Raw genomic sequence first — 23,623 nt, 5'->3', positions numbered from 1 at the left:
GTGAGTCGAATGGTGCCGCCGCGCCTACGCCGGGGCGGGGCGAGTCGAGCGGCGAGGTCTGGCTGTACCGTCGCGACTCGGCCGAGTGGCCGTGTAGCCAGGGTGGGCACAGCGGTGACCACGCGGTGCGCAGGGCGAGCTCGACGGAGTCCAGCAGCGCAGCCGGGGCCCGGCGGGGTGCCGGAGTATCGACGATATCGTCCACCATTCGCGCGAAGGCGTAGAGGGCGTGGACGGCGGGACGCTGTTCGGCGGACAGCAGCCGGGTCGCCAGGTAGTAGGTACGTCCGTGGACAGCGGCCGTCCGGCGGCACCGGTCGTATGCTCGGCGCAAGGTTTCGCGGTCAGCGGTGGGAACGGTACCGGCGAATGCAGTGGCGGCTCGTTCGCGGGGCTCCGGACGGGCGGGGCGATCGCCTGCCTGTCCGCTCACCGTACGGTCGGGCGATGGTCCATGCTCGGCATCGGTGCCGGCCGTGGAGCCGTGGCCGGTGGTGGCTGCGCTCTGGTCGTGCGCGGCCCGGCCTGCGGCGGGGCGACCGAGCTCGCCGGCAACCTTTCGACCGCGCTCGGCGTTCACGGTCCAGTGGTGACGGTGGGCGTCGTGACCTGCCGGGGTGTTCCGCGCAAGCGCAGCGGATCCACCGTCCGCAGGGAGAGCGCGGCGACGATGGAGGCGAAGGTCGCGGCCGCGACATGCCAGAAGTTGTAGAGCCCGATCGAACCGTCCGGCTGGAATACCAGCATCAGCCAGGTGCATACGCCGACCAGCGTCATGAGCGTGGCGGTCGACAGCGCGAAGCCGGCGGCCAGCGCCAGCGGCCACGAGTAGTACCAGGGCAGCGCGGCCGGCGACAGGATGACGATCGCGACGAAGGCGATCAGGATCCCGAGCACCGCATCGCGTTCGGTGAGTTTGAACCGCCACCAGGTCCACACCAGCAGACCCAACAGTGCGACCATGCACAACAGCCGGGTCACCTCGAGGATCGAGCCGAGCTCGAAAGGCGTGATCCAGGTGGTGATATGCGCCAGAACCGTCGGCAGCGACAACCAGTTGATGATCTTCTGCGACCCGGACAGCGCGGTGAGCCAGCCGATCCCGACCCCGGCGATCGCCGAGGCCGCCACGAACACCACCGCGAAGACCGCCAGCCCGAGGGAGGCGATCTTGACGAACATCTTCCAGTGGTGCGCCAGGAATTCCCGGCTACTGGTCGCGAGCGCCGCGCGCTGGCCGTCCTCGGCGCGCCGGTCGCGTTCGTGCAGCATCCAGATCCACACCAGGAACGGCAGCGCGACACCGGCTGTCGCCTTGATCGCGACCCCGATGGCCACCACCACGATCCCCGCCACATGATGGCGTTCCAGGACCAGCGCGATCCCCGCGCACATCAGGCCCACCATCAGCATCTCGTTGTGCACGCCGCCGATCAGATGGATCAGAACCAGCGGATTGAGCACGGCTAGCCACAGCGCGACCGTGGGCCGGCCACCGAGGTGTTTGGTCAGGTACGGCACCGCCCACATCATCAGCACCAGGCCGGGCAGCATCACGAACCGCAGCGCGATGGTGCCCGCTACCACGCTGTCGCCGGTGACCGCGGTGATGGCGCGGCCCATCAGCAGGAAAACCGGGCCGTAGGGGGCGGTGGTGGTGGTCCAGACGGTGCTCACATTGTCGAGCAGGATGCCGGGGTTGGCGACGGGACCCACCTGGTACGGGTCGAAACCGTCCCGGAGCAGTGCCCCCTGCGCCAGGTAGGAGTAGGCGTCGCGACTGAACATCGGTACCGCGAACATCAGCGGCGTGATCCAGATACCGACGATGGCGCGTAATTCGTTGAGCCGCACATCGCCGGAATGACCGCCGAAGCCCAGCGTGATGCGGCCCAGGCGCACCCAGGCGGCCACCATCATCAGCACCCCGGCCCATACGCAGATCATCGACAGCGCATACCCGTGCCCGAACCGCAGCCAGGACAGGTGCACCGCTTCGAGTAACGGATCACGTTTGCGCACACTTCCGGCCCCGAACCCGCCGAAGGTGATCATGATCGCGCCGGTGAAGCCGAGCAGCGCCGCATGACCTTCCGGGCTGCGCAGGAAATCGGCGCAGAACCGCAACCAGCCCAGCAGACCGGGCGCGAAACCGGCCCGGCCGGGAGTGTGCGCGGCGGCGGGTGCGGCCGGTGCGGGGGCACCGGTGCCGGGGAGCTGGACGGCGGTGGCGGCGGTGTGCGTATGGGGGGCTGGCATCAGTTGTCGGTCCCCCCGGGTGGTCGGCGGTCGCAACCGCAGGCGAATAGGTCGGCGATCAGTTTACGGCTTCCCTCCGGGAAGACCGCCGGACGGTCGCGGGGGCACGTGTCCGGACTCCGCGATTCTCGCCCACAATGCGCTGTGCCGCGAGTTTTCCCGACAGCAGCGCGGTGGGCACGCCGACACCCGGTGTGGTCCCGCAACCTGCCAGGACCACGTTCTCGCTGCCGTGCGGGAAGTTACGCGAACGGAACGGACCGGTCTGACGGAACAGGTGCGCCGCCGAGAAAGGAGTCCCGGCCAGCATGCCCTGATCCCGCCACGTCGCGGGCGTGTCGAGACGGTCGACGAGGAAGTCGGTCGTGATCCGGTGGTACCCACGCCCTTCCAATACCGACAGCAGTTCGCGCAGATAGGCCGGGCCCAGCCGGGCCCAGTCCAAGGGCGCCGAATCCAGGTTCGGGCACGGGGCGAGGAGCGAGAACGGTTCGTAACGGACCCCGTCGCGGGCAACGTACAGGCCCGGGTCGGTGAGCGCGGGGCGGGTCAGCAGCAGCGAGGGATCGCTCATCGGCCGGCCGCCGCGCCGCGCGGTGATCTCCCGGAAGGTCTGCGCCCACGCGGCCCCGAAATCGATCGTGTGATGGGCCTGCACCGGCCACTGTTCGGCGATCGCGACCGGTACGAGCCCGTGCGCGACCACCGCCGACGGTGAAGCCCGCAGACCACGCCGGCGTCTCACCCCGAAGCGGTCCAGCGAGCCGAGATCCGCGGTGAGCACGACCGCATCGCACGGCAGGGTCCGGCCGCCGGCCAGCACCACCCGTCCGGCCCGGTGCCGGTGGTACTCGATGCCCGTCACCTCGGTGCCGAGCTCGAGCCGGCCGCCCGCTGCGGTGAACGCCCCGGCGAGAGTGTCGGCGACGGCGCGCATACCGCCGTCGGGGAAGTAGACACCCAGACCCGTATCCATATGCGGTATGGCGCCGTACACGCCCAGCGCCTGTGCGGGCGCCATACCGGCGTACAGGGCCTGGAAGGTGAACAGCCGGCCGAGCCGGGGGTCGCGCAGGGTACGGGCGACCCGCTTGCCCAGCCGGCCGAACGCCCCGAGCGCGACGAGGTCGAGCAGGGCCGCGCGTTTCGCCGGTATCCGGACCAGATCCAGCGGGGAGTCGAAATTCGCCGCCAGGAACTCGTCGTATTCGGCATCGAAGACCCGCCCCAGCCAGTCCCGCAGCCGGCGGTAGCGCACGGCTTCGTCCGGGCCGCAGACCCGCGTCACCTCCGCGCTCATCCGATCGGAGTCGGAGAAGACACGCAGGTCCGAACCGTCGGCGAAACGGGCGTGATACGCGGGGGCCAGCGGCCGGATCCGCAACGGCGGCATCGCGGTATCGATATCGAGACCGACGGCGGCCAGCGCGTCGTCCACGAGTTCGGGAAGGGTGAGAATGGTGGCGCCGGAGTCGATATCGTAGCCGTCGAACCGGTAGCGCCCCATTCGGCCGCCGGGGTGATCGGCACGTTCCACCACGGTCACGGAGCAGCCCGCGCCGGTCAGGTACAGCGCCGCGGATAAACCGGACAGTCCCGCACCGACCACGACGACCCGATCCACCGGGCCCCGCACAGACTTCATGAGCCCGGCCTTGCCGCCTGCGGGCCTGACCCGTTCATGCTGTGTTGCTGGGGCATGTGCGGGGGCCCTGCGTGGTGACGCTGCGCTGCCGCCTGCGGGCCTGACCCGCTCATGCTGTGTTGCTGGGGCATGTGCGGGGGCCCTGCGTGGTGACGCTGCGCTACCGCCTCCGGGCCTGACCCGCTCATGCCGCGCGCCGGGTGGCGGCCAGCGCCATTGCCTTCAGGCGGTCCTTGGCTTCGGGGGTCGCGGAGCTGGCTTCGATGGCGGCAAGGCCCTGGTCGGTGAGTTCGGCGATCCGGGTCTCCACGGCATCGACGGCGCCCAGGTCGATCAGCAGCTCGCGTAGTTCGCCCACCTGCTCCTCGGAGAGGTCGGTGCCGATTTCCGCGCGTATCCGGTCACCGGCGGCGGGATCGGCCGCCGCGGCCCGCTGTAGCGCCTCGGCGACCAGGACCGTGCGTTTGCCTTCGCGTAGATCGTCCCCGGAGGGTTTTCCGGTGACCTCCGGATTCCCGAAAACGCCGAGCAGATCGTCACGCAGCTGGAAGGCGATCCCGATATCGGTGCCGTACGTCCGGTAGGCGGCGACCAGATCCGCATCGGCGTCGGCGAGGGCCGCACCGAGATGCAGCGGGCGCTCGACCGTATAAGCCGCGGTCTTGTACCGGTTGATCCGCAGCGCCGCCGCCACGGATTCGTCGCCGCTGGCCTCACCGTGCACATCGAGCAGCTGGCCACCCAGTACCTCGGTGCGCATACCTGCCCAGACAGGGGCGAACCGGGCCAGCGCCGCCGGGTCCAAGCCGCTGCCGTGCACCATATCGTCGGCCCAGGCCAGGGCCAGATCGCCGAGCAGAATCGCCACCGATTCGCCGTAGTGTGCGGAATCGCCCGTCCAGCCCTGGTGGCGATGGCGTTGTTCGAAGTCGACGTGCACGGTGGGGAAGCGACGGCGGGTGCGGGAACAGTCGATGATGTCGTCGTGGATCAGCGCGCACGCCTGCACCAGCTCGAGCGCTGCGCAGGCCCGGAGTACGGCCGCAGCCCGGGGGCCGGCCGGGTCGCCTCCGGCGCCGAGCCAGCCCATCCAGGCGAAACCGGGCCGGGTGCGTTTACCGCCGCGCAGCACGAACGATTCGAGCGCGCCGACCGCATCGATGAATACCGGACCCAGTTCGGTGACAGCCTCCGCGCGAGTGGCGAAATAGCCGGCCAGGGCCTGTTCGACGGCCGTCGCGAAAGCCGCTGTTCCGGGGACGGCGGAGAGGGGACCCGAACGGGCGGAAGTTTCGGTTCCGGTTCCGGCGGACAGGATGACCTCCCAGTTCGTTCCTCGCCATGGGCGCCGGCCACCGAGATCGGCCGCGGGGATCCTTCCGAGGACGTCCCATGGTCGCCCGTCGCGGCGACGGGACCTGAACGCAGGATACGCGCGCGACGGCCCCGTGCGGCAACGGGCGGTGCGGTGTAGCAGGGAGAGGCTCGGGACGCCCGGTGTTACGGCTCTAGACTGGCCCGGTGACCGGAAAAAGTAGCGTGCAGGCTCGTCCGATCGGGACGGCGTCGGCCCAGGGCCGATCGGGCGGTCCGCTGTGACGGAGGAACCCACCGAGATTCCGCACAGCGGTATGGCCGGAGTTCCGGTCGGCAGCAGCCGGGAAGACGTCGATCTCGACACTGCGCGGGTCCCGGCCGCCGGCCGGCTGAATCCCACGGCAGCGAACCTCTCCACCACCCCTTCGGTCGTGCAGAGCCTGGAACGGCACGCCGGGGCCGGCGTGCCCTTCTCGGTGGAGTTCTCCCCGCCCCGCGACGAAGCCGGCGAGCAGCGCCTGTGGCGTGCGGTGCGCACCTTCGAGCGGATGCATCCGGCCTTCGTCTCGATGACCTACGGCGCCGGCGGCAGCACCCGCGATCGCACGGTGCGGGTCACCGGGCAGCTCGCCCAGGAAACAACTCTGCTACCGGTCGGGCATCTCACCGCGGTCGGGCACAGTGTCGCCGAGCTGCGGTCGATCGTCGGCGGCTACGCCGATTCGGGGATCAGTAATATCCTCGTCCTGCGGGGCGACCCGCCGGGCGATCCGCTGGGGGAATGGCATAAGCATCCCGACGGGGTCGAGTACGCCGAAGAGCTGGTGCGGATCGTGCGGGATCTCGGCGATTTCCATGTCGGGGTGGCATCGTTCCCGCAGGGGCACCACCGCTCACCCGATCTGGATTGCGATACCGCCTACCTCGCCGCGAAACTGCGCGCGGGCGCGGAGTATTCGATCACCCAGATGTTCTTCGACGTCGACGACTACCTGCGGTTACGCGACCGGATCGCAGCCCTGGACCCGGTCGAGGGCGCCAAACCGATCATTCCCGAGCTGATGCCGATCACCTCGCTGCGTACGGTCGAGCGCGCCGAACAGTTGTGCGGCCGCCCGCTTCCGGAGCGGGTACTGGAGCGGTTGCGCCGCGCCGCGGGGTCCGGCGCGGAGGAGGATCGCGCCGCGGTTCGCGCCGCCGGGATCGAGATCGCCACCGAAATGGGCGAACGGCTGATCGCCGAAGGCGCCCCGTGCCTGCATTTCATCACCTTGAATTTCGCCAAGGCCACCAGCGAGGTGCTGGCCAACCTCGGCTACGGAGTCACCGCGGCGCCCCTGAGCGCCTGATCTCCGGAACCGGATCGCGTCCCTCGGCACCGAAACGCACCGATACGCTGTGCCGCCGGTTCCGGGGTCCGCGGCCTGGACCGTGATGCGGCATCTCCTGGTGGCGGCCGGGTGACCCGGTGCCGGCGAGCAGGGGGCGGGGAGTCGACCGTCGGCCGAAACGCCGCAGCTTCCCGGCGAACCCGCCAGTTCGCAATGTGGGCAGATTCGCGGCGCCGGATGGCAGGTCAGCGAATCCGTCCTCGGCCATCCGCCGCGGTGCAGCACGGTGCCCAGTGCTACCGAGACCGGACTATCCGCGGCCGGCGGATCGGGTTACGCCACCCGGGACAGCTGTGACCCGAGTGCGCGGCACCGCGGCCGGCGGCACGCTCGAGGCGTCGAGAAAAGCCGGTCCCGGAATGGGTGGACGGGTCAGTCGATCGGGGCGTGGACGCGGATCGTTGTCCGTTCGCCCTGCCGGAGCACCTCGATCGCGTGGTTGTCGTGGCGCAGGAGCAGTCCGGGGGTGCCGTTCGCGGGATCGAGGATTTCGATTCCGGCGATCCGCGCGCCGTTGTGGTCCAGCCGGTCGCCCGGTTTGGCGGCGACGAACACCCGGCCGTCGACGACCCACCAGGTGCCCGGGACGCCGGGCAGTTGCGCGGGAGATTCGCCGAGGCTGTGCTGCGCGAGCGGCACGAGTTCACGGTGGGCGCTGTGCAGACGGGTCGAGTAGCGGCGGTGCCAGTGTGCCCAGTCGGTATCGACACTGGGATGGATGGCGATGGTCATACGAGCCTCCTCGAACCCGGCCGGAAAGGGCCTGTTGCCCGCCGATCGGTCCGGGCCGGTTCATCATCCGGCCGCGGGAACACCGGGCACAAGACCGGGAATCAGCGAGAGTCCAACCCTTTTCCGGCCTCGAGCGGGCGTCCCTTCCAGGTCAGAGCGTTACGGCGGCGATCGCGGTGTGAGCGTGCCCACAGGAAGAAATACGCGGTTATTGCCACTGGGTGGGATGCCGCGGCCGCGAGGTCGCCCGGTCGCGGCCGCTGCCCGGTCTCCAGCCCGCGCGAGAACAGCCGTCCGGCGCAGGCCGCGGCGTACCCGAACAGCCCCCACCGGCGCACCGGGCCGCGGCCGAACACGGCGGCAAGGGGCGGCAACCAGTACGCCCAGGCGGCGACCGCCGCGACCACGAGCCCAGCGGGCACCGAACCGCCGTACGCCGACCACAGCCAGCGCCGGTACCCGGCCGCGAGTTCGCCTCCGCCCCGGTACATTCGGGTCCGCGCCAGGACACCGGCGGCTACGAGCCGGGTGCGGTATCCGGCGCGGCGCAGCGCGCGGGCGATATCGAGGTCCTCGGTGGCACTGTCGGCGACCGCCGCGTGACCGCCGATCGCCCGGTAGGCATCCGCGTCGAATACCAGGAACTGCCCGCACGCGACCACGGTCGAGGTTCGGATCCCGCGATCCGTACACGCCACCGGCAGCGTCGACGACCACGACCAGCACAGCAGCGGTTGCACGAGGCGCTCGGGGAGAGTCCGCGCCTGCTGCTGCGGCCACGGCGACACCAGCGCGGTATCCCGGCGGCGCAGTTCGGTCACCGCCGCGGCGAGGGCGTCCGGCGCGAGCCTGATATCGGCATCCAGGAACACCAGCACGGTGTTGTCCGCCGACTGCTCCGCGGCATCGGCGAGCGCCCGGCAGGCCGCGGCCTTACCGGTCCAGCCCGGCGGCGGGCCGCCCGTCCCGTACAGCAATGCGCAGCGGGGGTCGCCGTCGATCGACTCGAGCACGCGCCGGACGGTGCCGTCGGTGGAGGCGTCGTCGAAAACGAGTACACGCAGCCGCGGGATACCGGTCTGGGCGCGTAGATCGCCGATCAGTGCCGGTATCCGGGCGGCTTCGTTGCGGGCGGGTACGCAGACCGTCACCGCCTCGGTGACCGGCGTGTAACCGGGTGACAGCCGGGGCACGGTGAGCCGGTTCCAGGCCGTCGATACCGCACAGCTCGCGGCCAGCCCGGCTCCCGCGGCTACCAGCGATGCCGAGGGCCGCAGGACCGGCCTGGCGGGTGCGGCCGCTCGGAACGAGTCCGGCCGTCGCCGTGCGGTGAACCTCATGCGCCGTTCTTGACCTGATCCCACCAGCGGCGCAACGAGAAACCGGCCGGGGCGCCGGGGGCCGGCGGGTTGCGGTGCAGGTAGGCCAGGGCCGCGACGACGGCCGCGACCGCCAGCGTGATCCCGCCGACGATGCCGGCCCAGCCGGCGAACGATCGGGTGTTCGGATCGGCGTAGCCGACCTCGGCGCGGACCGTGCTCACCTCGCCGGCGGGCAGCTTCCAGGAGACCACCGCGTCGCCTTCCCGGGTGCCGTTGGTCTTGGCGACCCGGGCCGGGAATGCCACACTCAACTGCACATCCGAACCGTGCGGGGCCAGCGTTTCCAGGTCGACGCGGCCGTTGAGGCTCACCAGATCGCCGTTGCGCTGGAACTTCAGGTCGAACAGGCCCTGTGCCTGTTCCGACAGCTGGCCGAGCTGTTCGACCTCACCGAAATTCAGGTCGTCGAAGTAGATTTCGCTGCCGACGTAACCGTCCTGATCGTACGGTTCGATCCGCACTTTGGTGGCCAGCGCCTCCGGAGCGGTGAACTGCGGCCCCTTGTCTTCACTGTTCTCCGGTACGACCGCGGCCACGATCCGGCCCGATACCCGGTCGTTGGACGAGAGCCCCATCGATGCCTGGACCCGCAGGCAACCGGCCAGGGCGGGGACCAGCAGGGCGGCCAGCACGAGGGCCGCTGTCACCCGCGTCCGCAGGCGGCGCGAGCGCAGAACAGGGACCGGGGAGCCGGGTTTCGCGGTAACGGGACTCGAAGGCACGGATGACATGGTGCCAGGCCGCGACTCACCGACGCCATGCGACGGGCCCGGCCGCGCCGCGGCCGGCCGCGCGGTCGTGCCGGGTTCCGGTGCGGACCGTCCGGACCAGGAGCGGAACGCCGAGCAGGCCCAGCCCGACCGCGCCGTAGGCGGCCGAATACGGCAGCCCGAGGAACACGGCGTGTGCCAGTGCGGAGCCCAGCCATGTCCACAGGAACATCAGCACCGGTATGCCCAACCGGCGGGTGGGCGCGGCGGTCCGTTCCCACCCGGTCAACGCGGCGGCGATGAGTCCCGCCACCAGGAACCAGCCGAGATAGTTCGTCCAGGGGATGGCTGCGAGCCCGGGAAGCCCGGAATCGGTATCCACCCACCGCCACTGCCCGTCGGCCACCATCTGCGGGTCCAGGAACAGATCCCAGCCCACCGCGCCTGCCGCGGTGGCGGCGATCCGCGCCGCGGGCGCCCGGCACAGTACTCCCGCGACCACCCAGATGGGGTAAATGCCCCCGGTCCACGCGAGCGGGACCACCAGGGGCACTTCGAACACCGCGGGACCGAGCCGGCCGACGGCGTAGTCGTAGGCGCCGAACGGGAACCCGGTGGCGGTGCCGATGGCCTCGGCGGCGAGACCGATACCGGAAACGAGCACGCCGAAACCCGCCGCGTACCGCAGCCCGCGCGTCGCTGTCGCATGCACCAGGGCGGTGCCGGCCGAGGCGAGTACCACCGCCACCGTGACGGCGTCGCGGGCGGATCCACCGGTCAGCGGATAGGCGATCTGCACCGCGATGAGCACGACCAGGCAACCGGCCGGCAGCAGCTCCCGCGGGTCGGTCGCGCGGAGGTTCGCAACCGTCGCACTCATCTGCGCAGCCACCGCCACCCGCGCCGGCTGTCGTGCAGGACCAGCCGCGCCGCCGTCCGCCCGCTCGCCCCGGACACGCCGCCGCCCGGATGGGTGGAGGCACCGGTCAGATAGAGGCCGGGCGCGCCGGGCACCCGCTGCCCGGACAGTTCCGGAAGGGGCCGCCACAGCAACATCTGATCGAGGCTCATCTCGATATGCATGACATTGCCGCCGCGTAACCCCAGCTCGGTTTCCAGATCGACCGGGGTCTGGATATGGCGGCGCAACACCGTCGCCGCCGCGCCGGGCGCGTACCGGTCCAGTTCGCCGATGATCCGGTCGGCCTCGGATTCGGCGTGCGCCGACCAGTGCCCGCCGTCGGCGAGCCGGTAGGGATGCCACTGCGACCACAGCGAGAGCTGATGCTCTCCGGCCGGTGCGATACCGGGGTCCAGGGCGCTGAAACTCATTCCCAGCACCACGGGCCGCGGTGGGAGCCGGCCGCCGAGGGCATTGCCGTGCGCGAGCCGCAACTCCCGGCGGTCGGTCACCAGCAATTGCAGACCGGTCGCGGATTCGGCGGCCGGCGCCCCCGGATACCGCGGTAGTGCGCTGGTCGCGGCGCGCACCACCATGCCGATACCGGGCCCGACGCGGATCCGCCGCCGCCAGCCGTCCAGTGTTTCCGGGTCGAAACCGCCGGCGCCCAGCAGGTCGAGTGTGGTGAGGATATGGGTTCCGGCGATCACGGTATCGGCGGTGTGCTCGCGTCCGGCGGCGGTGCGGACCCGCCACCGGTCGCCGCGCCGGGTGAGCGCGGTGACCGCGTCATCGGCCACGATCTCCCCGCCGTCGGCGCGCAGCCGGGCCACGAGCGCTTCGGTGAGCGCGCCGCTGCCACCGACCGCGCGTCCCGGTGGCAGCGTATGCATGAGCGCTGCGAACCCCACCATCGGCGCGGTCCCCGGTTCCGACATCGGCGGGCCCGATTGCGCACCGAACCAGGCCAGGGCGGCCTTGAGCCGCTCATTGTCGAACCAGCTGTCCAGCAGCGCGTCGCCGGTCTGCAGGAACTCCCGGGACAGGGCGCTACCGCCGGCACGGGCGTCCAGGCCCCAGAACGAGCGCAGGAGATGGCCCGGTGCGGGGGCGCCGCCGAACGAGCGCATCACCCGGCGTGCGCGCGGTTCCCAGACCGCCACGAAACGCCGGTAGGCGGCCGCGTCGCGGGCACCGCAGGCGGTGGTCACGGACGCGCAGGTGCGGTCGAGGTCGCGGTGGAAGACGATGGGGGCCGCCCCGGTATCGGGACAGGCGGGAACGAAGGCCCACGGGTCGCAGTCGAGATAGCGCAGACCGAACCGGTCCAGCTCCAATTCTTCGATGATGCCGGTATGCCGGATCATGAGGTGCGCCGACGATCCGCGGTCCACGCGATGGCCGGGGAAGCGCTCCACGGTCGATACCGCGCCACCCAGGACGCTGTCACGTTCCAGTACTCGCACCGGGCGACCCGCCCGGGCCAGATAACACGCGGCGACCAGCGCGTTGTGCCCGGAACCGACGACCACCACTGTCATGGCAGCGGAAGCGGCCGGCCGAGAATGCCGAAGCGGCGGCTGTCGCCGGCGAACACGAAATCGCGCAGTACGTCCTGGAAGCCCATCCGCCGGTAGAGCCGCCAGGCGCGGTTGTCCTCGGCCGATACCTCAGGGGTCGACAGCAGCACGGCGCGTTCGGTCCGGTCGCGCAGCAGTCTCCGGAGCAGGATCGCGCCGATACCGCGGCCCTGCGCGCTGGGGTGCACATGCAGTTCGGTGAGTTCGAAATAGTCGCCGAGCAGCTGCTGGGTCGCGGCTTCCGGCCAGCGGGCCCGGCGCATCCCCGCGTGCACCTGCTGCTGCCACCACTGGTGTGGTCCGCCGCGATAACCGTAGGCGACCGCCACGAGGGGCGAGGTCCGCACATCGAAGCCACCGTTGTCCTCGGGGACCACCGCCGCGACCGCCTGCCAGCCGGCGCGCTGGGTGTGCTCGGTCCACATCGGGGCACGATGGTGTTCGGTGCCGCGCGGATAGTCCATGGCCGCGACATACACCGACAGCGCATCGTGGAGCCGGGCGCGCAGGGCGGCTACCGAGAGGTCGACGACGACCGGGGCGGGGAGATGGTTGGGTTTGACGGCGGTCATTGCGGTATCGGTGGGTTCTTTCGCGGTCGGCCGGGGCGGAGCTGGACTTTCCGGCGGGCGAACATGTCGGTGGTCGTCTCTATATTCAAGCTCGAGCCAAACGTTCGAATACCTGTTCGGCCCCCCACGGTGCACGCTCAGCCTGCCATACCGGCGGACCGCCGCGGGGGTCGGCGGGGGAGATACGGAGGAACGGCCATGGCGGATCGAAACGTTCACCCGGGTCAATCGGGCCGGGCGGGGATGTTGCTGCAACGCGCCGACGGACTGTTGATGGAGGCGGCAGGGGAAAGCGACCCGCGGGAGCGATTCCGCGTCGCGTATCTGGCCGCGCTGCGCGGGGCGGGGGCGGTGCTGGCACTCACCGGCGCCGATACCGCGCCGCGGGCACGCTCGCGTAACGCCTGGGTGATGCTGCAGCGCGCCGCACCCGAATTCGTGATGTGGGCGGATTATTTCAGCGGCCATTCCGCGACCCGCGCCGCGCTGGAGGCCGGGCTTGCGCGCGAAATCGACGAGAGCCGGGCCGATGAGTTCTACGCACGGGTGGGCGCGTTCCTGCACGATGTGGAGGATCTGATCGCGCCGGCGGCGCGGCTGCGGGCCGCCGGCGACGGGAACGACACGCCACGCCAGGCATAACGCCGCGCGCACGTCGCCGACCACGGCTTTCGCCACCGGCCGGGCTCGCTGCGATCACGAAGTTCGTTCGGCTGTACCCATATGGTGGTACGGCTCTGGGGGAACTCGTATCATTGATGGCAGATAGCCGCCAAGGGGTTATCTGTCGCCTACCCGGAGGCGACAGCCACGTCCTAGTGCCGGGGGAGGTACCGTGCCACTCTCCGAGCACGAGCAGCGCATGCTCGAACAGATCGAGAGCGCTCTCTATGCTGAGGATCCGAAGTTTGCGTCGTCCGTCCGCGGTGGACGCTTCCGTACGCCGTCGAGTCGCCGCCGGCTCCAGGCCGCGGCCCTGTTCGTACTCGGTCTCGTCCTGCTGATCGCCGGTATCGCCTTACCGGTGCGGCCCGGTGGTTTCCCGATCATCAGTCTGATCGGATTCATCGTGATGTTCGGTGCGGGAGTGCTGGTCCTGCTCGGCGGAACGAAGGGGGGGCCGGTCGGTGGGGGCGGTACGTCCCCGAACGATCCGCCGGCCGCGTCGGGATCGTCGTCGCGGCCCGGCGGCCGCGGCCGGCAACGCCGCTCCGGTGGGTTCACCGAGCGGATGGAAGACCGGTTCCGTAGAAGGTTCGAACAGGAGTAGTCCGCCGCCGGGCGAACTTCTCACATATTGCGCGTACAGCGATGCCGCACCGGAGCCGGTGCGGCATCGCTGCACGCGCATGTCCGGCTTCGGTCCGGCCGGCCGCTGCGGCGCCTCCGTCGCGGGTCGCGACCACCTCTTCCCACTTCCCCCCACCGGTGCCCTCCACCACGCCCCACCGATCGCCGCCACGGCGCGTGAACAGGGGGTTTGCTGGAAGTTGACGGGCGCTGTCCGGCTCATGGCACGCGGACGCGCGCAAGGAGGCAGAACGCGCGAAAAGTTCGCTCGGCCGGTGATAGCTGGGGTGACCTGCGAAATCCGCAGACCGGGGAGCCACATCACCCCGTGTTTCGATTGAAAGTGGGGGAAAGTGGGGTAATGTGGAGCGCGCACTACAGGAGAGGCCGTAAGGCGCTCGGCCGGCCCAGCCGGCCAACACCATTCGAGGTGGTCCGGTAGGAGGTATCGGGTTGTTTCTCGGTACTTACACACCTCGGCTGGACGACAAGGGGCGACTCACGTTGCCCGCAAAGTTTCGAGACGATCTGGCGGGAGGGTTGATGGTCACCAAAGGGCAGGACCACAGCCTGGCCGTCTATCCGAAGGAAGAGTTCAGTGCGCTCGCCCGGCGAGCTGCTTCGGCATCCCGGAGCAATCCCCAGGCGCGGGCCTTCATCCGGGCGTTGGCGGCGGGAACCGACGAACAGCGGCTGGATACGCAGGGCCGAATCGTATTGTCGGCCGAGCATCGCCGGTACGCCAACCTCACCCGCGACTGCACGGTCATCGGTTCGGTGGACTTCCTGGAGATTTGGGACAAGCAGGCGTGGGAGACCTACCTCGCCGAACACGAGGAGGACTACGCGCAAGCGAGAGACGAGGCACTGGGCGGAATCTTCTAGCCCGCGGCGAGTGCCACGCGGCCTCTGCCCGGATGCGGACCCTGACGTACTTCCCCGACGCCAGGTGCCGCTTCGGTCAGAGACCCCGCGGCATTCGTTCGGTCACCGATTTCCTTCTGTCGCAGATTCTGTGGCTGCCCCCGTCGCGGTGGCGGCGCCGCATCTCACGCATATTTCCGCACCGGTTCGGCGACGGCGTCCACGTCGGCGCCACGGTCCGATACGACCCGAAGCCGGTCGTTCCGCCGGCAAGGCACAATTCCGGGAGGTCAGGTGAACCGTGAGCAGCACGGCACGCGACACGTCCCTGTTCTGCTCACACGCGCGGCAGAGTTGCTCGACCCGGTACTCGACCGGCCCGATGCGGTATACCTCGACGCCACTCTCGGTCTGGGGGGCCATGCCGAATACTTTCTGCGGACCCATCCGGCACTGCGCCTGGTAGGGCTGGACCGGGATACCGAGGCGCTGGCGCACGCCGCCGAACGGTTACGGCCTTTCCAGGACCGGATCACCTTGGTGCACACCCGCTACGACGGGATAGCCGAGGCGCTCGCCGAGGCGGGGCTGCCTGCCAGCGGGTCGGTGCACGGCCTGCTCATGGATCTCGGTGTCTCGTCCATGCAATTGGACGAAGCCGAGCGCGGTTTCGCCTATTCGGTGGACGCTCCGCTGGATATGCGGATGGATCCCACCACCGGTCCCACTGCCGCCGATGTGCTCAACACATACAGTCACGGTGAACTCGCCAGGGTGCTGAAAACCTATGGCGAGGAACGTTTCGCGAGCCGGATCGCGGCGGAGGTCGTCCGTCGCCGCGCCCGGCAGCCGTTCCGCACCAGCGCCGAACTGGTGAGCCTGCTCTACGACAGTATCCCTGCGGCCGCCCGGCGGACCGGCGGGCATCCGGCCAAACGCACGTTCCAGGCGCTGCGGGTGGAGGTGAACGCCGAACTGGAGTCGTTGCGGGCCGCGCTGCCCGCCGCGCTGGAGGCGTTGTGCCCCGGCGGGCGGATCGTCGTCATGTCGTATCAATCGCTCGAGGACCGGGTGGTCAAACACGAGTTGGCGGAGCGGGCGAAATCACGCACACCCGTGGATCTTCCGGTCGAGCTGCCCGGCATGGGCCCGCTGTTCCGGATCCTGACCCGTGGCGCCGAGCAGGCGAGTGCCGCGGAGATCGAGGACAACCCGCGCGCGGCGCCAGTACGGATGCGGGCCGCGGAGAAGATCGTGCAGGAGGCGGGATGAGCCGGTGTCTCCGACCGCCCCTGCATGCCGTGCCTTGTCCGGCGGCGGCGAAACCGATTGTCCGCGAACGGTATTTCGGGTACTACAAGGTGTATGCGATACGGGCGTATCGCAACGTGAGCGAATACCCGGCGGTATCGGAGGAGCAGCGGTCGGGCACAACGGACGGATACAGCACAGGGGCTCGCGCCAGGAGGTCGCGAGCCATCACACCGATACGGGGGTGTCTGGTATGAGTGTGGGAACACGTACCGAAATCGGGCGGCCGGCCCGGCGTGCACACAGCGCCGAGCGGGTGAAATCCGGTGCGGCGCAGCGGGCCTACGAGCGACGGCGGCAACGGGCCACGATACCGGCCGCACCGGCCGGTTCGGAACTGACCGGGCGGGTACCGTTCGTCGCCGCGATCCTGGCCATGTTCGGCTGCGGACTCGCGCTGACTCTGGTGCTGACGACACGCGCCGCCGAAGACAGCTACCAGCTCAGCGACGCCCGTGAGGCCAACCGAGTGCTCTCCGACGAACGTGCGGCGTTGCAGCGGGAAGTGGCCGCGGCCGATTCCGCCCCCGAACTCGCCGCCCGCGCCCGGGAACTCGGCATGATCCCCGCCGACGACCCCGCCCGCCTGGTGGTGGCGCCGGACGGAACGATCACGGTGATCGGTGAGCCCGCCCCCGCGCAGGGCCCGCCCGCACCGCCGCTGAACACGCCGCCGCGGGCGGTCCCCCCCAACGGTGCCGACCCGGGGGAGCGGGTGGTTCCGGTACCGGTCCCGCCGCCCGCACCTGCCGCGAATCCCGGCCAGGGCGATGTGCTGGCTGCCCCGGGCGTGGATCCGCAGCCGGTGCCGGCCCCGGGGGGCGCGCCGGTACCGGGACACTCGCCCGTAGACGCGGCCCCCGCGCCGGAGAACACCGGTGCGCCGGTTGCTCCGGGCACGGGAGACGAGCCGGAATTGCCCGCTGTTCCGGGTCCGGGAGCACCCGCTCCGGTGGACGACGCCGCGGCACCGGTCGAACCGGGCCCGGCCGGCGTACCGGCGCCGGGCACGGTGAGTGCGAACCAAACCTCGGCCCCGGCCGTACCGCCGCCCCCGGGCGCGTCGGTCACCGGGGAAGGTCCGGCTGCCGGTGACGGCGGCGCGGCCGTACCGCCACCGGCTCCGGCCGGGGCGCCCGCGGGAGCCCCGGGAGCGGTTGCCGGGGAGGAGATGCGGTGAATCGGCGCGGGTCGGGACGCGGGCGCGGCGCGCCGAAGTCCCGTACCGCGGTGAACCGAGATGCGGCGAAGGCCCGTCCGGCCCCCGCCGCCCGCCGGCCCGTCCGTTCGCGCGGGTCGAAGAAGGACGGACCGGTACGGATCCGGCTGGGCGTGGGCCGGGTGATCATGCTCGTCGCGCTGACCGTGGTGGCGTTGCAGCTGTTGTGGATCCAGACCATTTCCGCACCCGCGCTTTCCGCGCAGGCCGCCGGGCAGCGGACCACGTACCAGGATCTGCCCGCTACGCGCGGGACCATCACCGATCGGCACGGGAAATCGCTGGCGCTCACGGTGATCGCCCAGGCGTTGAGCTTCCAGCCGGTGCGGGTGCGCAAGGATCTCGCCGATGCCCGGGCCGCCGACGATACGGCTCCCGAGCCCGATGAACGCCTTCAGGAGATCGCGCGCACAGTGCACGACGTGCTCGGCCCGGAGGGGCCGGACGAGGACGAGCTCCTGGCGAAACTGCGGAGTGACGAACCGTTCGTATATCTGGCCCGCAATGTCGATCCACGCAAAGCCGATACCATCACCGCGAAGTTCCCCGAGGTCGGGTCGGAACGGCAGGACCTGCGTGAATATCCCGGCGGCTCGCTCGCGGCGAATATCGTCGGCGCCACCGGATGGGACGGGCACGGCCGGGTCGGGCTCGAGGGCGCCCTCGATTCGGTACTGGCCGGCACCGACGGTTCCTACACCTACGATCGCGGCTCGGACGGCGCGGTCATCCCGGGGAGCTGGCGTGACCGCCAGCCCGCGGTGGACGGCAACGATATCGAACTCACCATCGACTCGTACCTGCAGTACTACGTGCAGCAGCAGATTCAGCAGGCCAAGGACCGATCGGGCGCGAAATCGGCGTCCGCGGTGGTACTGGACGCCAAAACCGGCCAGGTCCTCGCGATGGCCAACGACAATACGTTCAACCCCGCCCTGGGCCCCGAGCACTGGGATCCGGCCGGACTGGACAACCCTTCGGTGACCCGGCCGTTCGAACCCGGTTCGGTGAACAAGGTGGTGACCGCGGCGGCCGCCATCGAATACGGCCTGACCGATCCACACGAAGTGCATCAGGTTCCCGGCGAAATCCAGATGTCCGGGGTGACCGTCGGTGATGCCTGGGAGCACGGCGTCGAGCCCTACACCACCACCGGGATCTTCGGGAAATCCTCCAATGTCGGCACCTTGATGCTGGCGCAGCGCATCGGGGAGGACCGGTTCGCCGATATGCTCGACCGATTCGGCCTGGGCCAGCGGACCGGGGTCGGCTTGCCCGCGGAGAGCCCGGGCCTGCTGCCCGCCCGCGATCAGTGGTCGGGCGGCACTTTCGCGAACCTGCCCATCGGGCAGGGGCTTTCGATGACGACATTGCAGATGACGAGTATGTACCAGGCCATTGCGAACGACGGGGTGCGAGTGCCGCCCCGGATCGTCCGCGCGACGGTCGCACCGGACGATTCGCGTACCGAAGAGCCGGCGCCCGAAGGGGTGCGGGTGGTGAGTCCGGAGACGGCCCGCACTGTGCGGACGATGTTCCAGTCGGTGGTTCAGAACGACCCGACCGGTATCCAGATGGGTACCGGCGCCGCGGCGGCGGTGGAGGGATACCGGATCGCCGGCAAGACGGGAACCGCACAGCAGGTGGACCCGGACTGCGGCTGCTATTCCAGCGATTCGTACTGGATAACCTTCGCCGGTATCGCACCCGCGGACGATCCCCGGTACGTGATCGGATTGATGCTGGACGCTCCGCAACGCAGCTCCGACGGTGGCGGTGGACAGTCGGCGGCGCCGCTGTTCCACGATATCGCCTCCTGGGCGTTGCAGCGCGATCGGATACCGCCGTCGCGGCAACCGGAACAACAGTTCGTCCTGCAGGCGTCGTGATTCGGCGAACCGGCTTGCTCGGTCCGGACGCGGCGTCGGTAACCTGACTCGTCGTCGTATCCGCGCGCTTCATCATGCAGAGAGGAACCCCGTGCCCGCGCAGTCCAGCCAGCACGTGCTGCGGCCCGCCCGGCCGCCGTCGACACCGCTGTCCGATCTGCTCGAAACGATCGTCGCCGACCCCCGGCCGGCGATACCCGCCGACCTGCGGATCACCGGTATCGAGCAGCGCTCCGACGCTGTCCTACCCGGTGATCTCTTCGCCGCACTACCCGGTTCGCGGGCGCACGGCGCCCGGTTCGCCGCGGACGCGGTAGCGCGCGGCGCGGTCGCGGTGCTGACCGATCCCGCCGGCGCCGAGGTGGCGGGTGATCTCGGGGTGCCGGTGGTGGTGCGGGAGAACCCGCGCGCCGTGCTGGGCGAGCTGTCGGCGGCGATCTACGGCCATCCGTCGGAACGGCTGACCATCGTCGGGATCACCGGCACCTCGGGTAAGACCACCACCTCCTATCTGGTGGAGGCCGGACTTGCCGCCGCGGGCCGCGCCACGGCGCTGATCGGCACCATCGAGACCCGGATCGGCGGCCGTCGGGTACCCAGTGCGCTCACCACGCCCGAAGCGCCGCAATTGCACGCCATCTTCGCGCTGATGGTCGAACAGGGCGTGGACGCCGTGGTGATGGAGGTGTCCAGTCACGCGCTGGCGCTGGGCCGGGTGGACGGTGTGCGATTCGCGGTGGGCGCGTTCACGAACCTGTCGCAGGACCACCTGGATTTCCACGCCGATTTCGAAGACTATTTCGCCGCCAAACGCCGGTTGTTCGAACCGGATTCGCCGGTGGCGGCGCGTACCGCGGTGGTGAACATCGACGATGCGTGGGGGCGCCGGCTCGCCGACGGCCTGGCCGCACCGGTGCGGGTTTGTACGACCGGCCCGGCGGACTGGTCGCTGGCCGGGCCCGCGCGCATGCACGGCGGTGAACAGGAGTTCACCGCGGCCGGGCCCGCCGGGGAGACGACGGTGCGGTTGCGGCTGCCGGGTGACTACAACGTCGCCAACGGACTGCTCGCCCTCGCGGTATGCGCGGCGGCCGGGGTCGATCCGGCCACCGCCGCCCCCGCGCTGGCCACCGTGGACGTACCGGGCCGGATGCAGCGGGTGGATCGGGGGCAGGACTTCCTGGCCCTGGTGGATTACGCGCATAAACCGGCCGCCGTGGAATCGGTGATCGCGACCCTGCGTGCCCATCTGGCCGCCGCGGGCGGCGCGGGCCGGCTGGCGGTGGTAGTGGGCGCCGGCGGCGATCGCGATACCGGCAAACGTGGACTGATGGGCGCGGCCGCGGCGCGGGGCGCAGACCTGCTGATCGTCACCGACGACAATCCGCGCAGCGAGGATCCGGCCGCGATCCGCGCGGCTCTGGTGGCGGGGACACAGAGTGTGCCCGCCGAACAGCGCGGTGAGGTGCGCGATATCGGCGACCGGACGGCGGCGATAGAGGCCGCTGTGGCCTGGGCGCGCGCCGGGGACGTGGTGCTGGTGGCTGGTAAAGGACATGAGGTTGGACAGGAGATCCAGGGCGTGAAATATCCGTTCGACGACCGGGAGGCGCTCACCGCGGCGATCGCGTCGACCCGGCCGGACCGTCCGCAGGGTGCGAATGCGGAGGACATGACGATTCCATGATCGACATCATCTCGAGGCGCGGTATACGCGGAGCAGGGTCCGGCGCGGTCGAAGCGCGGGCGGGGCGGTCGTCGCTGCCGGAGCGTGGTCATGGTCGTGGCTGGGCCGGCGGAGTCGGCTACCGGTGCAGACCGCGTACGGACGGGATCATTTCTGGCGGTGGTCGGTGAACCAGGAACCCACCGAGACACCGGACCCCGGCACGGCCGCGGGTCCGGTCCCGGCCGGATTCACCTTGCGGGAGGTCGCCGAGATCGTGGGCGGCCGGCTGTACGATGTCGGCGATCCCGAGGTGACGGTCACCGGTACGGTCGAATTCGATTCGCGCCGTATCGGTCCCGGCGGTCTTTTCGTCGCGCTGCCCGGAGAACGGGTCGACGGCCATGATTTCGCGGCGACCGCGCTGGCGGCGGGGGCTGTGGCGGTATTGGCCGCCCGGCCGGTCGGTGTTGCGGCCGTCGTCGTCCCGCCGGTACCGGCCGGGTCGTCGAATGCGCTTGCTCTCGAACACGATTCCGACGGTTCCGGTGCCGCGGTTTTGGCGGCGCTGGCCGCGCTGGCCCGGGCGAGCGTACAGCGACTGGTCGCCGCGGGCGGACTGACCGTTATCGGTGTCACCGGTTCCTCCGGGAAGACCTCGACGAAGGATCTGCTGGCGGCGGTCCTGGCTCCGCTCGGTCCGGTCGTGGCCCCGCCGGGATCGTTCAACAACGAACTCGGGCATCCGTGGACTGCGCTGCGCGCCGGTCCGGACACCCGGTTCCTGGTGCTGGAGATGTCGGCCCGCGGCCCGGGCCATATCGCCGCGCTCGCCCGGGTGGCGCCCCCGAGTATCGGTGTGGTGCTCAACGTCGGCACCGCCCATCTCGGCGAATTCGGCAGCCGGGAGGCGATCGCCAAGACAAAGGGCGAGCTGGTGGAGGCGCTGCCCGGAACCGGGCTGGCCGTTCTCAACGCCGACGATTCACAGGTCAGTGCGATGGCCGCGCGGACGTCGGCGCGGGTGGTGATGGTCGGTCAGGGCCCCGCGGCACAGATCCGAGCCGAAGCCATCACGCTCGACGAGCAGGCCCGCGCCTCGTTCACCCTGCGCACCCCGCACGGCGACCGCGACATCACCCTGGCCGTCCACGGCGAACACCAGGTGGGCAACGCGCTGTCGGCGGCCGCGGTGGCGCTCGAATGCGGCGCCGATCTCGACACGCTCGCCGCCGCACTCGCCGGGGCCCGTGCGGCCTCGGCCCGCCGGATGGACGTGCGCACCGGTGCCACCGGGGTCACGGTGATCAACGATTCGTACAACGCCAACCCCGATTCCATGCGCGCCGCGCTCAAAGCGCTGGTCACCATGGCCCGGTCGGGTGACACACCGCGCCGCAGCTGGGCGGTGCTGGGGGAGATGGCCGAACTGGGCCCGGAATCGGTGGTCGAACACGACGGTATCGGCCGGCTGGCGGTCCGCCTGGATGTGGACCGGCTCATCGTGGTCGGCACCGGACGGCCCTCCCGGGGCATGCACCAGGGAGCGGTCATGGAAGGCTCATGGGGTGAGGAGTCGGTGCTCGTCCCGGATATCGAAGCGGCCGTACGGTTGCTCGACGCCGAAGTCGAAGCAGGTGATGTGGTGCTGGTGAAAGCATCGCAGTCGGTCGGACTGTGGGCGGTGGCCGAGAAGCTGCTGGCCGCGGGAAGCAAGAACACGGGTGCCGGTACGTCGGCGCCGGGCGGCTCGGCCGCCGATGGGGCAGGCACGGAGGCAGTGCGTTGAGACAGATCTTGTTCGCGGCGGCGATCGCACTGACGGTGTCGATCCTGTTGACCCCGCTGCTGATCCGGATATTCGCCCGGCGCGGTTTCGGGCAGGAGATCCGGGTCGACGGACCGGCCAGCCACCAGTCCAAGCGCGGCACCCCCACGATGGGTGGGGTCGCGATCATCATCGGTATGTGGGCCGGGTACCTCGGCTCGCATCTGATCGGTATCGGCTACGACGCCGAAGGGCCCACCGCCTCCGCGCTGTTGGTGCTCGGCCTGGCCACGGCGCTGGGCGTGGTCGGCTTCATCGACGATTTCATCAAGATCCGCAAGGGCCGCAACCTCGGGCTCACGGCCGCGGGTAAGTACCTGGGACAGGTCACCGCCGCGGTCGTGTTCGGTGTGCTGGCCCTCCAGTTCCCGGGTGGTAACGGGCTGACCCCGGCCGGCCGGCAACTGTCGTATGTGCGCGATATCAACACCGTCACCATGAGCGTGGTGGTGTTCCTGGCCTTCATCTGCTTCATCGTCGTGGCCTGGTCGAACGCGGTGAACCTCACCGACGGCCTGGACGGTCTGGCCGCCGGGTCGATGAGCCTGGTGCTGGGCGGCTATGTGGTCATCACGTTCTGGCAGTACTACCACTCGTGCGAGACCAAACCCGAAACCGGCTGCTACAACGTGCGCGACCCGCTGGATCTGGCGCTGGTCTGCGCGGCGGGGACCGCGGCGTGTATCGGATTCCTCTGGTGGAACGCCGCGCCCGCCAAGATCTTCATGGGCGATACCGGTTCGCTGGCGCTGGGCGGTCTGCTCGCCGGAATTTCCGTCACCACCCGCACCGAACTGCTGATGGTCGTCATCGGCGCGCTGTTCGTCGCCGAGGCGGCGTCGGTGGCGCTGCAGGTCGCGGTTTTCCGCACCACTCGCAACCGGTTGTTCAAGATGGCCCCGTTCCATCATCATTTCGAACTGAGCAAATGGGCAGAGACCACGGTGATCATCAGGTTCTGGTTGCTGGCCGCAATGGCCTCGGCAGCCGGGCTCGCCTTGTTCTACAGCGAATATCTCTCGGCGGTCGGGTGAGCTGACGATGGAGGATCATGCACCGCGGGCCCT

19 protein-coding genes and 1 pseudogene are annotated in these 23,623 nt (G+C 70.1%); 10 read left to right on the top strand and 10 right to left on the bottom strand.

The window, feature by feature from the left end:
* Positions 1-133: 133 nt before the first annotated feature.
* The 4 genes and pseudogenes from IU448_RS29125 to IU448_RS22705 all read right to left on the bottom strand — a co-directional run.
* A pseudogene (locus tag IU448_RS29125) lies at positions 134-433 on the bottom strand (squalene/phytoene synthase family protein); the annotation flags it as partial.
* A 143-nt stretch (positions 434-576) separates the two neighbouring features.
* Positions 577-2,259 carry an alpha-(1->6)-mannopyranosyltransferase A gene (locus tag IU448_RS22715; protein WP_195057688.1) on the bottom strand — a complete coding sequence of 561 codons (1,683 nt, stop codon included), beginning with the start codon at positions 2,257-2,259 and terminating at the stop codon, positions 577-579.
* A 58-nt stretch (positions 2,260-2,317) separates the two neighbouring features.
* Positions 2,318-3,904, bottom strand: coding sequence for a phytoene desaturase family protein (gene crtI / locus IU448_RS22710; RefSeq protein WP_195057687.1), 1,587 nt, complete (start codon positions 3,902-3,904; stop codon positions 2,318-2,320).
* 184 nt (positions 3,905-4,088) lie between these two features.
* Complete coding sequence (locus tag IU448_RS22705) at positions 4,089-5,219, bottom strand: polyprenyl synthetase family protein (RefSeq protein WP_416383039.1); 1,131 nt, start codon at positions 5,217-5,219, stop codon at positions 4,089-4,091.
* A 280-nt stretch (positions 5,220-5,499) separates the two neighbouring features.
* On the opposite strand from IU448_RS22705, the gene IU448_RS22700 reads away from it, so the two are divergent.
* Positions 5,500-6,570: a methylenetetrahydrofolate reductase gene (locus IU448_RS22700; protein WP_280459010.1), complete on the top strand. Its 1,071-nt coding sequence runs from the start codon at positions 5,500-5,502 to the stop codon at positions 6,568-6,570.
* Positions 6,571-6,984: 414 nt separating this feature from the next.
* Here IU448_RS22700 and IU448_RS22695 read toward each other — a convergent pair whose 3' ends face one another.
* The 6 genes from IU448_RS22695 to IU448_RS22670 all read right to left on the bottom strand — a co-directional run bounded on the left by IU448_RS22695 (position 6,985) and on the right by IU448_RS22670 (position 12,489).
* Entirely contained in the window at positions 6,985-7,344 is a 360-nt protein-coding gene (locus tag IU448_RS22695) for a hypothetical protein (protein WP_195057686.1), read from the bottom strand.
* 101 nt (positions 7,345-7,445) lie between these two features.
* On the bottom strand, positions 7,446-8,684 hold the full coding sequence (locus tag IU448_RS22690) for a glycosyltransferase (RefSeq protein ID WP_195057685.1): 1,239 nt from the start codon (positions 8,682-8,684) through the stop codon (positions 7,446-7,448).
* On the bottom strand, positions 8,681-9,457 hold the full coding sequence (locus tag IU448_RS22685) for an LppM family (lipo)protein (protein WP_195057684.1): 777 nt from the start codon (positions 9,455-9,457) through the stop codon (positions 8,681-8,683). Before IU448_RS22685 ends, IU448_RS22690 begins: the two co-directional genes overlap by 4 nt.
* Before the next feature lie 16 nt (positions 9,458-9,473).
* Positions 9,474-10,316, bottom strand: a complete 843-nt coding sequence (locus tag IU448_RS22680; protein ID WP_195057683.1) for a carotenoid biosynthesis protein — start codon at positions 10,314-10,316, stop codon at positions 9,474-9,476.
* Positions 10,313-11,878 carry a phytoene desaturase family protein gene (locus IU448_RS22675; RefSeq protein ID WP_195057682.1) on the bottom strand — a complete coding sequence of 522 codons (1,566 nt, stop codon included), beginning with the start codon at positions 11,876-11,878 and terminating at the stop codon, positions 10,313-10,315. The genes IU448_RS22680 and IU448_RS22675 overlap by 4 nt, the downstream gene beginning before the upstream one ends.
* Complete coding sequence (locus tag IU448_RS22670) at positions 11,875-12,489, bottom strand: GNAT family N-acetyltransferase (protein WP_195057681.1); 615 nt, start codon at positions 12,487-12,489, stop codon at positions 11,875-11,877. Before IU448_RS22670 ends, IU448_RS22675 begins: the two co-directional genes overlap by 4 nt.
* Before the next feature lie 198 nt (positions 12,490-12,687).
* Between IU448_RS22670 and IU448_RS22665 the strand changes: the two genes are divergently transcribed.
* From IU448_RS22665 to mraY, 9 genes are all read left to right on the top strand, one after another.
* Positions 12,688-13,131, top strand: a complete 444-nt coding sequence (locus tag IU448_RS22665) for an SAV_6107 family HEPN domain-containing protein (RefSeq protein ID WP_228813930.1) — start codon at positions 12,688-12,690, stop codon at positions 13,129-13,131.
* A gap of 193 nt (positions 13,132-13,324) precedes the next feature.
* Positions 13,325-13,759, top strand: a complete 435-nt coding sequence (locus IU448_RS22660; RefSeq protein WP_195057680.1) for a DUF3040 domain-containing protein — start codon at positions 13,325-13,327, stop codon at positions 13,757-13,759.
* Positions 13,760-14,232: 473 nt separating this feature from the next.
* Positions 14,233-14,664, top strand: a complete 432-nt coding sequence (gene mraZ / locus IU448_RS22655; protein WP_033245100.1) for a division/cell wall cluster transcriptional repressor MraZ — start codon at positions 14,233-14,235, stop codon at positions 14,662-14,664.
* 273 nt (positions 14,665-14,937) lie between these two features.
* Complete coding sequence (rsmH, locus tag IU448_RS22650; protein WP_195057679.1) at positions 14,938-15,915, top strand: 16S rRNA (cytosine(1402)-N(4))-methyltransferase RsmH; 978 nt, start codon at positions 14,938-14,940, stop codon at positions 15,913-15,915.
* Between the two features lie 232 nt (positions 15,916-16,147).
* Complete coding sequence (locus tag IU448_RS22645; protein ID WP_195057678.1) at positions 16,148-17,134, top strand: hypothetical protein; 987 nt, start codon at positions 16,148-16,150, stop codon at positions 17,132-17,134.
* Between the two features lie 50 nt (positions 17,135-17,184).
* Entirely contained in the window at positions 17,185-19,062 is a 1,878-nt protein-coding gene (locus IU448_RS22640; RefSeq protein WP_416383037.1) for a peptidoglycan D,D-transpeptidase FtsI family protein, read from the top strand.
* A 91-nt stretch (positions 19,063-19,153) separates the two neighbouring features.
* Entirely contained in the window at positions 19,154-20,749 is a 1,596-nt protein-coding gene (locus IU448_RS22635) for a UDP-N-acetylmuramoyl-L-alanyl-D-glutamate--2,6-diaminopimelate ligase (protein ID WP_195057677.1), read from the top strand.
* 235 nt (positions 20,750-20,984) lie between these two features.
* The gene (locus IU448_RS22630; RefSeq protein WP_228814063.1) at positions 20,985-22,517 is read left to right on the top strand and encodes a UDP-N-acetylmuramoyl-tripeptide--D-alanyl-D-alanine ligase; all 1,533 of its coding nucleotides are present in this window, start codon (positions 20,985-20,987) and stop codon (positions 22,515-22,517) included.
* Positions 22,514-23,590 carry a phospho-N-acetylmuramoyl-pentapeptide-transferase gene (mraY, locus tag IU448_RS22625; RefSeq protein ID WP_195057676.1) on the top strand — a complete coding sequence of 359 codons (1,077 nt, stop codon included), beginning with the start codon at positions 22,514-22,516 and terminating at the stop codon, positions 23,588-23,590. The genes IU448_RS22630 and mraY overlap by 4 nt, the downstream gene beginning before the upstream one ends.
* Positions 23,591-23,623 lie beyond the last annotated feature (33 nt).

It is taken from the genome of Nocardia flavorosea (assembly GCF_015477805.1).
GTDB lineage: Bacteria > Actinomycetota > Actinomycetes > Mycobacteriales > Mycobacteriaceae > Nocardia > Nocardia flavorosea_A.
The sequence above is the reverse complement of the archived record's forward strand: the minus strand, read 5'-3'. Positions and strand labels throughout refer to the sequence as shown.

What these genes read in the sequence shown, in the direction of transcription:
- IU448_RS22715 (WP_195057688.1), bottom strand. Translation starts at nt 2,259, where the DNA reads ATGCCAGCCCCCCATACGCACACCGCCGCCACCGCCGTCCAGCTCCCC.
- crtI (WP_195057687.1), bottom strand. Translation starts at nt 3,904, where the DNA reads ATGAAGTCTGTGCGGGGCCCGGTGGATCGGGTCGTCGTGGTCGGTGCG.
- IU448_RS22695 (WP_195057686.1), bottom strand. Translation starts at nt 7,344, where the DNA reads ATGACCATCGCCATCCATCCCAGTGTCGATACCGACTGGGCACACTGG.
- IU448_RS22690 (WP_195057685.1), bottom strand. Translation starts at nt 8,684, where the DNA reads ATGAGGTTCACCGCACGGCGACGGCCGGACTCGTTCCGAGCGGCCGCA.
- IU448_RS22685 (WP_195057684.1), bottom strand. Translation starts at nt 9,457, where the DNA reads ATGTCATCCGTGCCTTCGAGTCCCGTTACCGCGAAACCCGGCTCCCCG.
- IU448_RS22680 (WP_195057683.1), bottom strand. Translation starts at nt 10,316, where the DNA reads ATGAGTGCGACGGTTGCGAACCTCCGCGCGACCGACCCGCGGGAGCTG.
- IU448_RS22675 (WP_195057682.1), bottom strand. Translation starts at nt 11,878, where the DNA reads ATGACAGTGGTGGTCGTCGGTTCCGGGCACAACGCGCTGGTCGCCGCG.
- IU448_RS22670 (WP_195057681.1), bottom strand. Translation starts at nt 12,489, where the DNA reads ATGACCGCCGTCAAACCCAACCATCTCCCCGCCCCGGTCGTCGTCGAC.
- IU448_RS22665 (WP_228813930.1), top strand. Translation starts at nt 12,688, where the DNA reads ATGGCGGATCGAAACGTTCACCCGGGTCAATCGGGCCGGGCGGGGATG.
- IU448_RS22645 (WP_195057678.1), top strand. Translation starts at nt 16,148, where the DNA reads ATGAGTGTGGGAACACGTACCGAAATCGGGCGGCCGGCCCGGCGTGCA.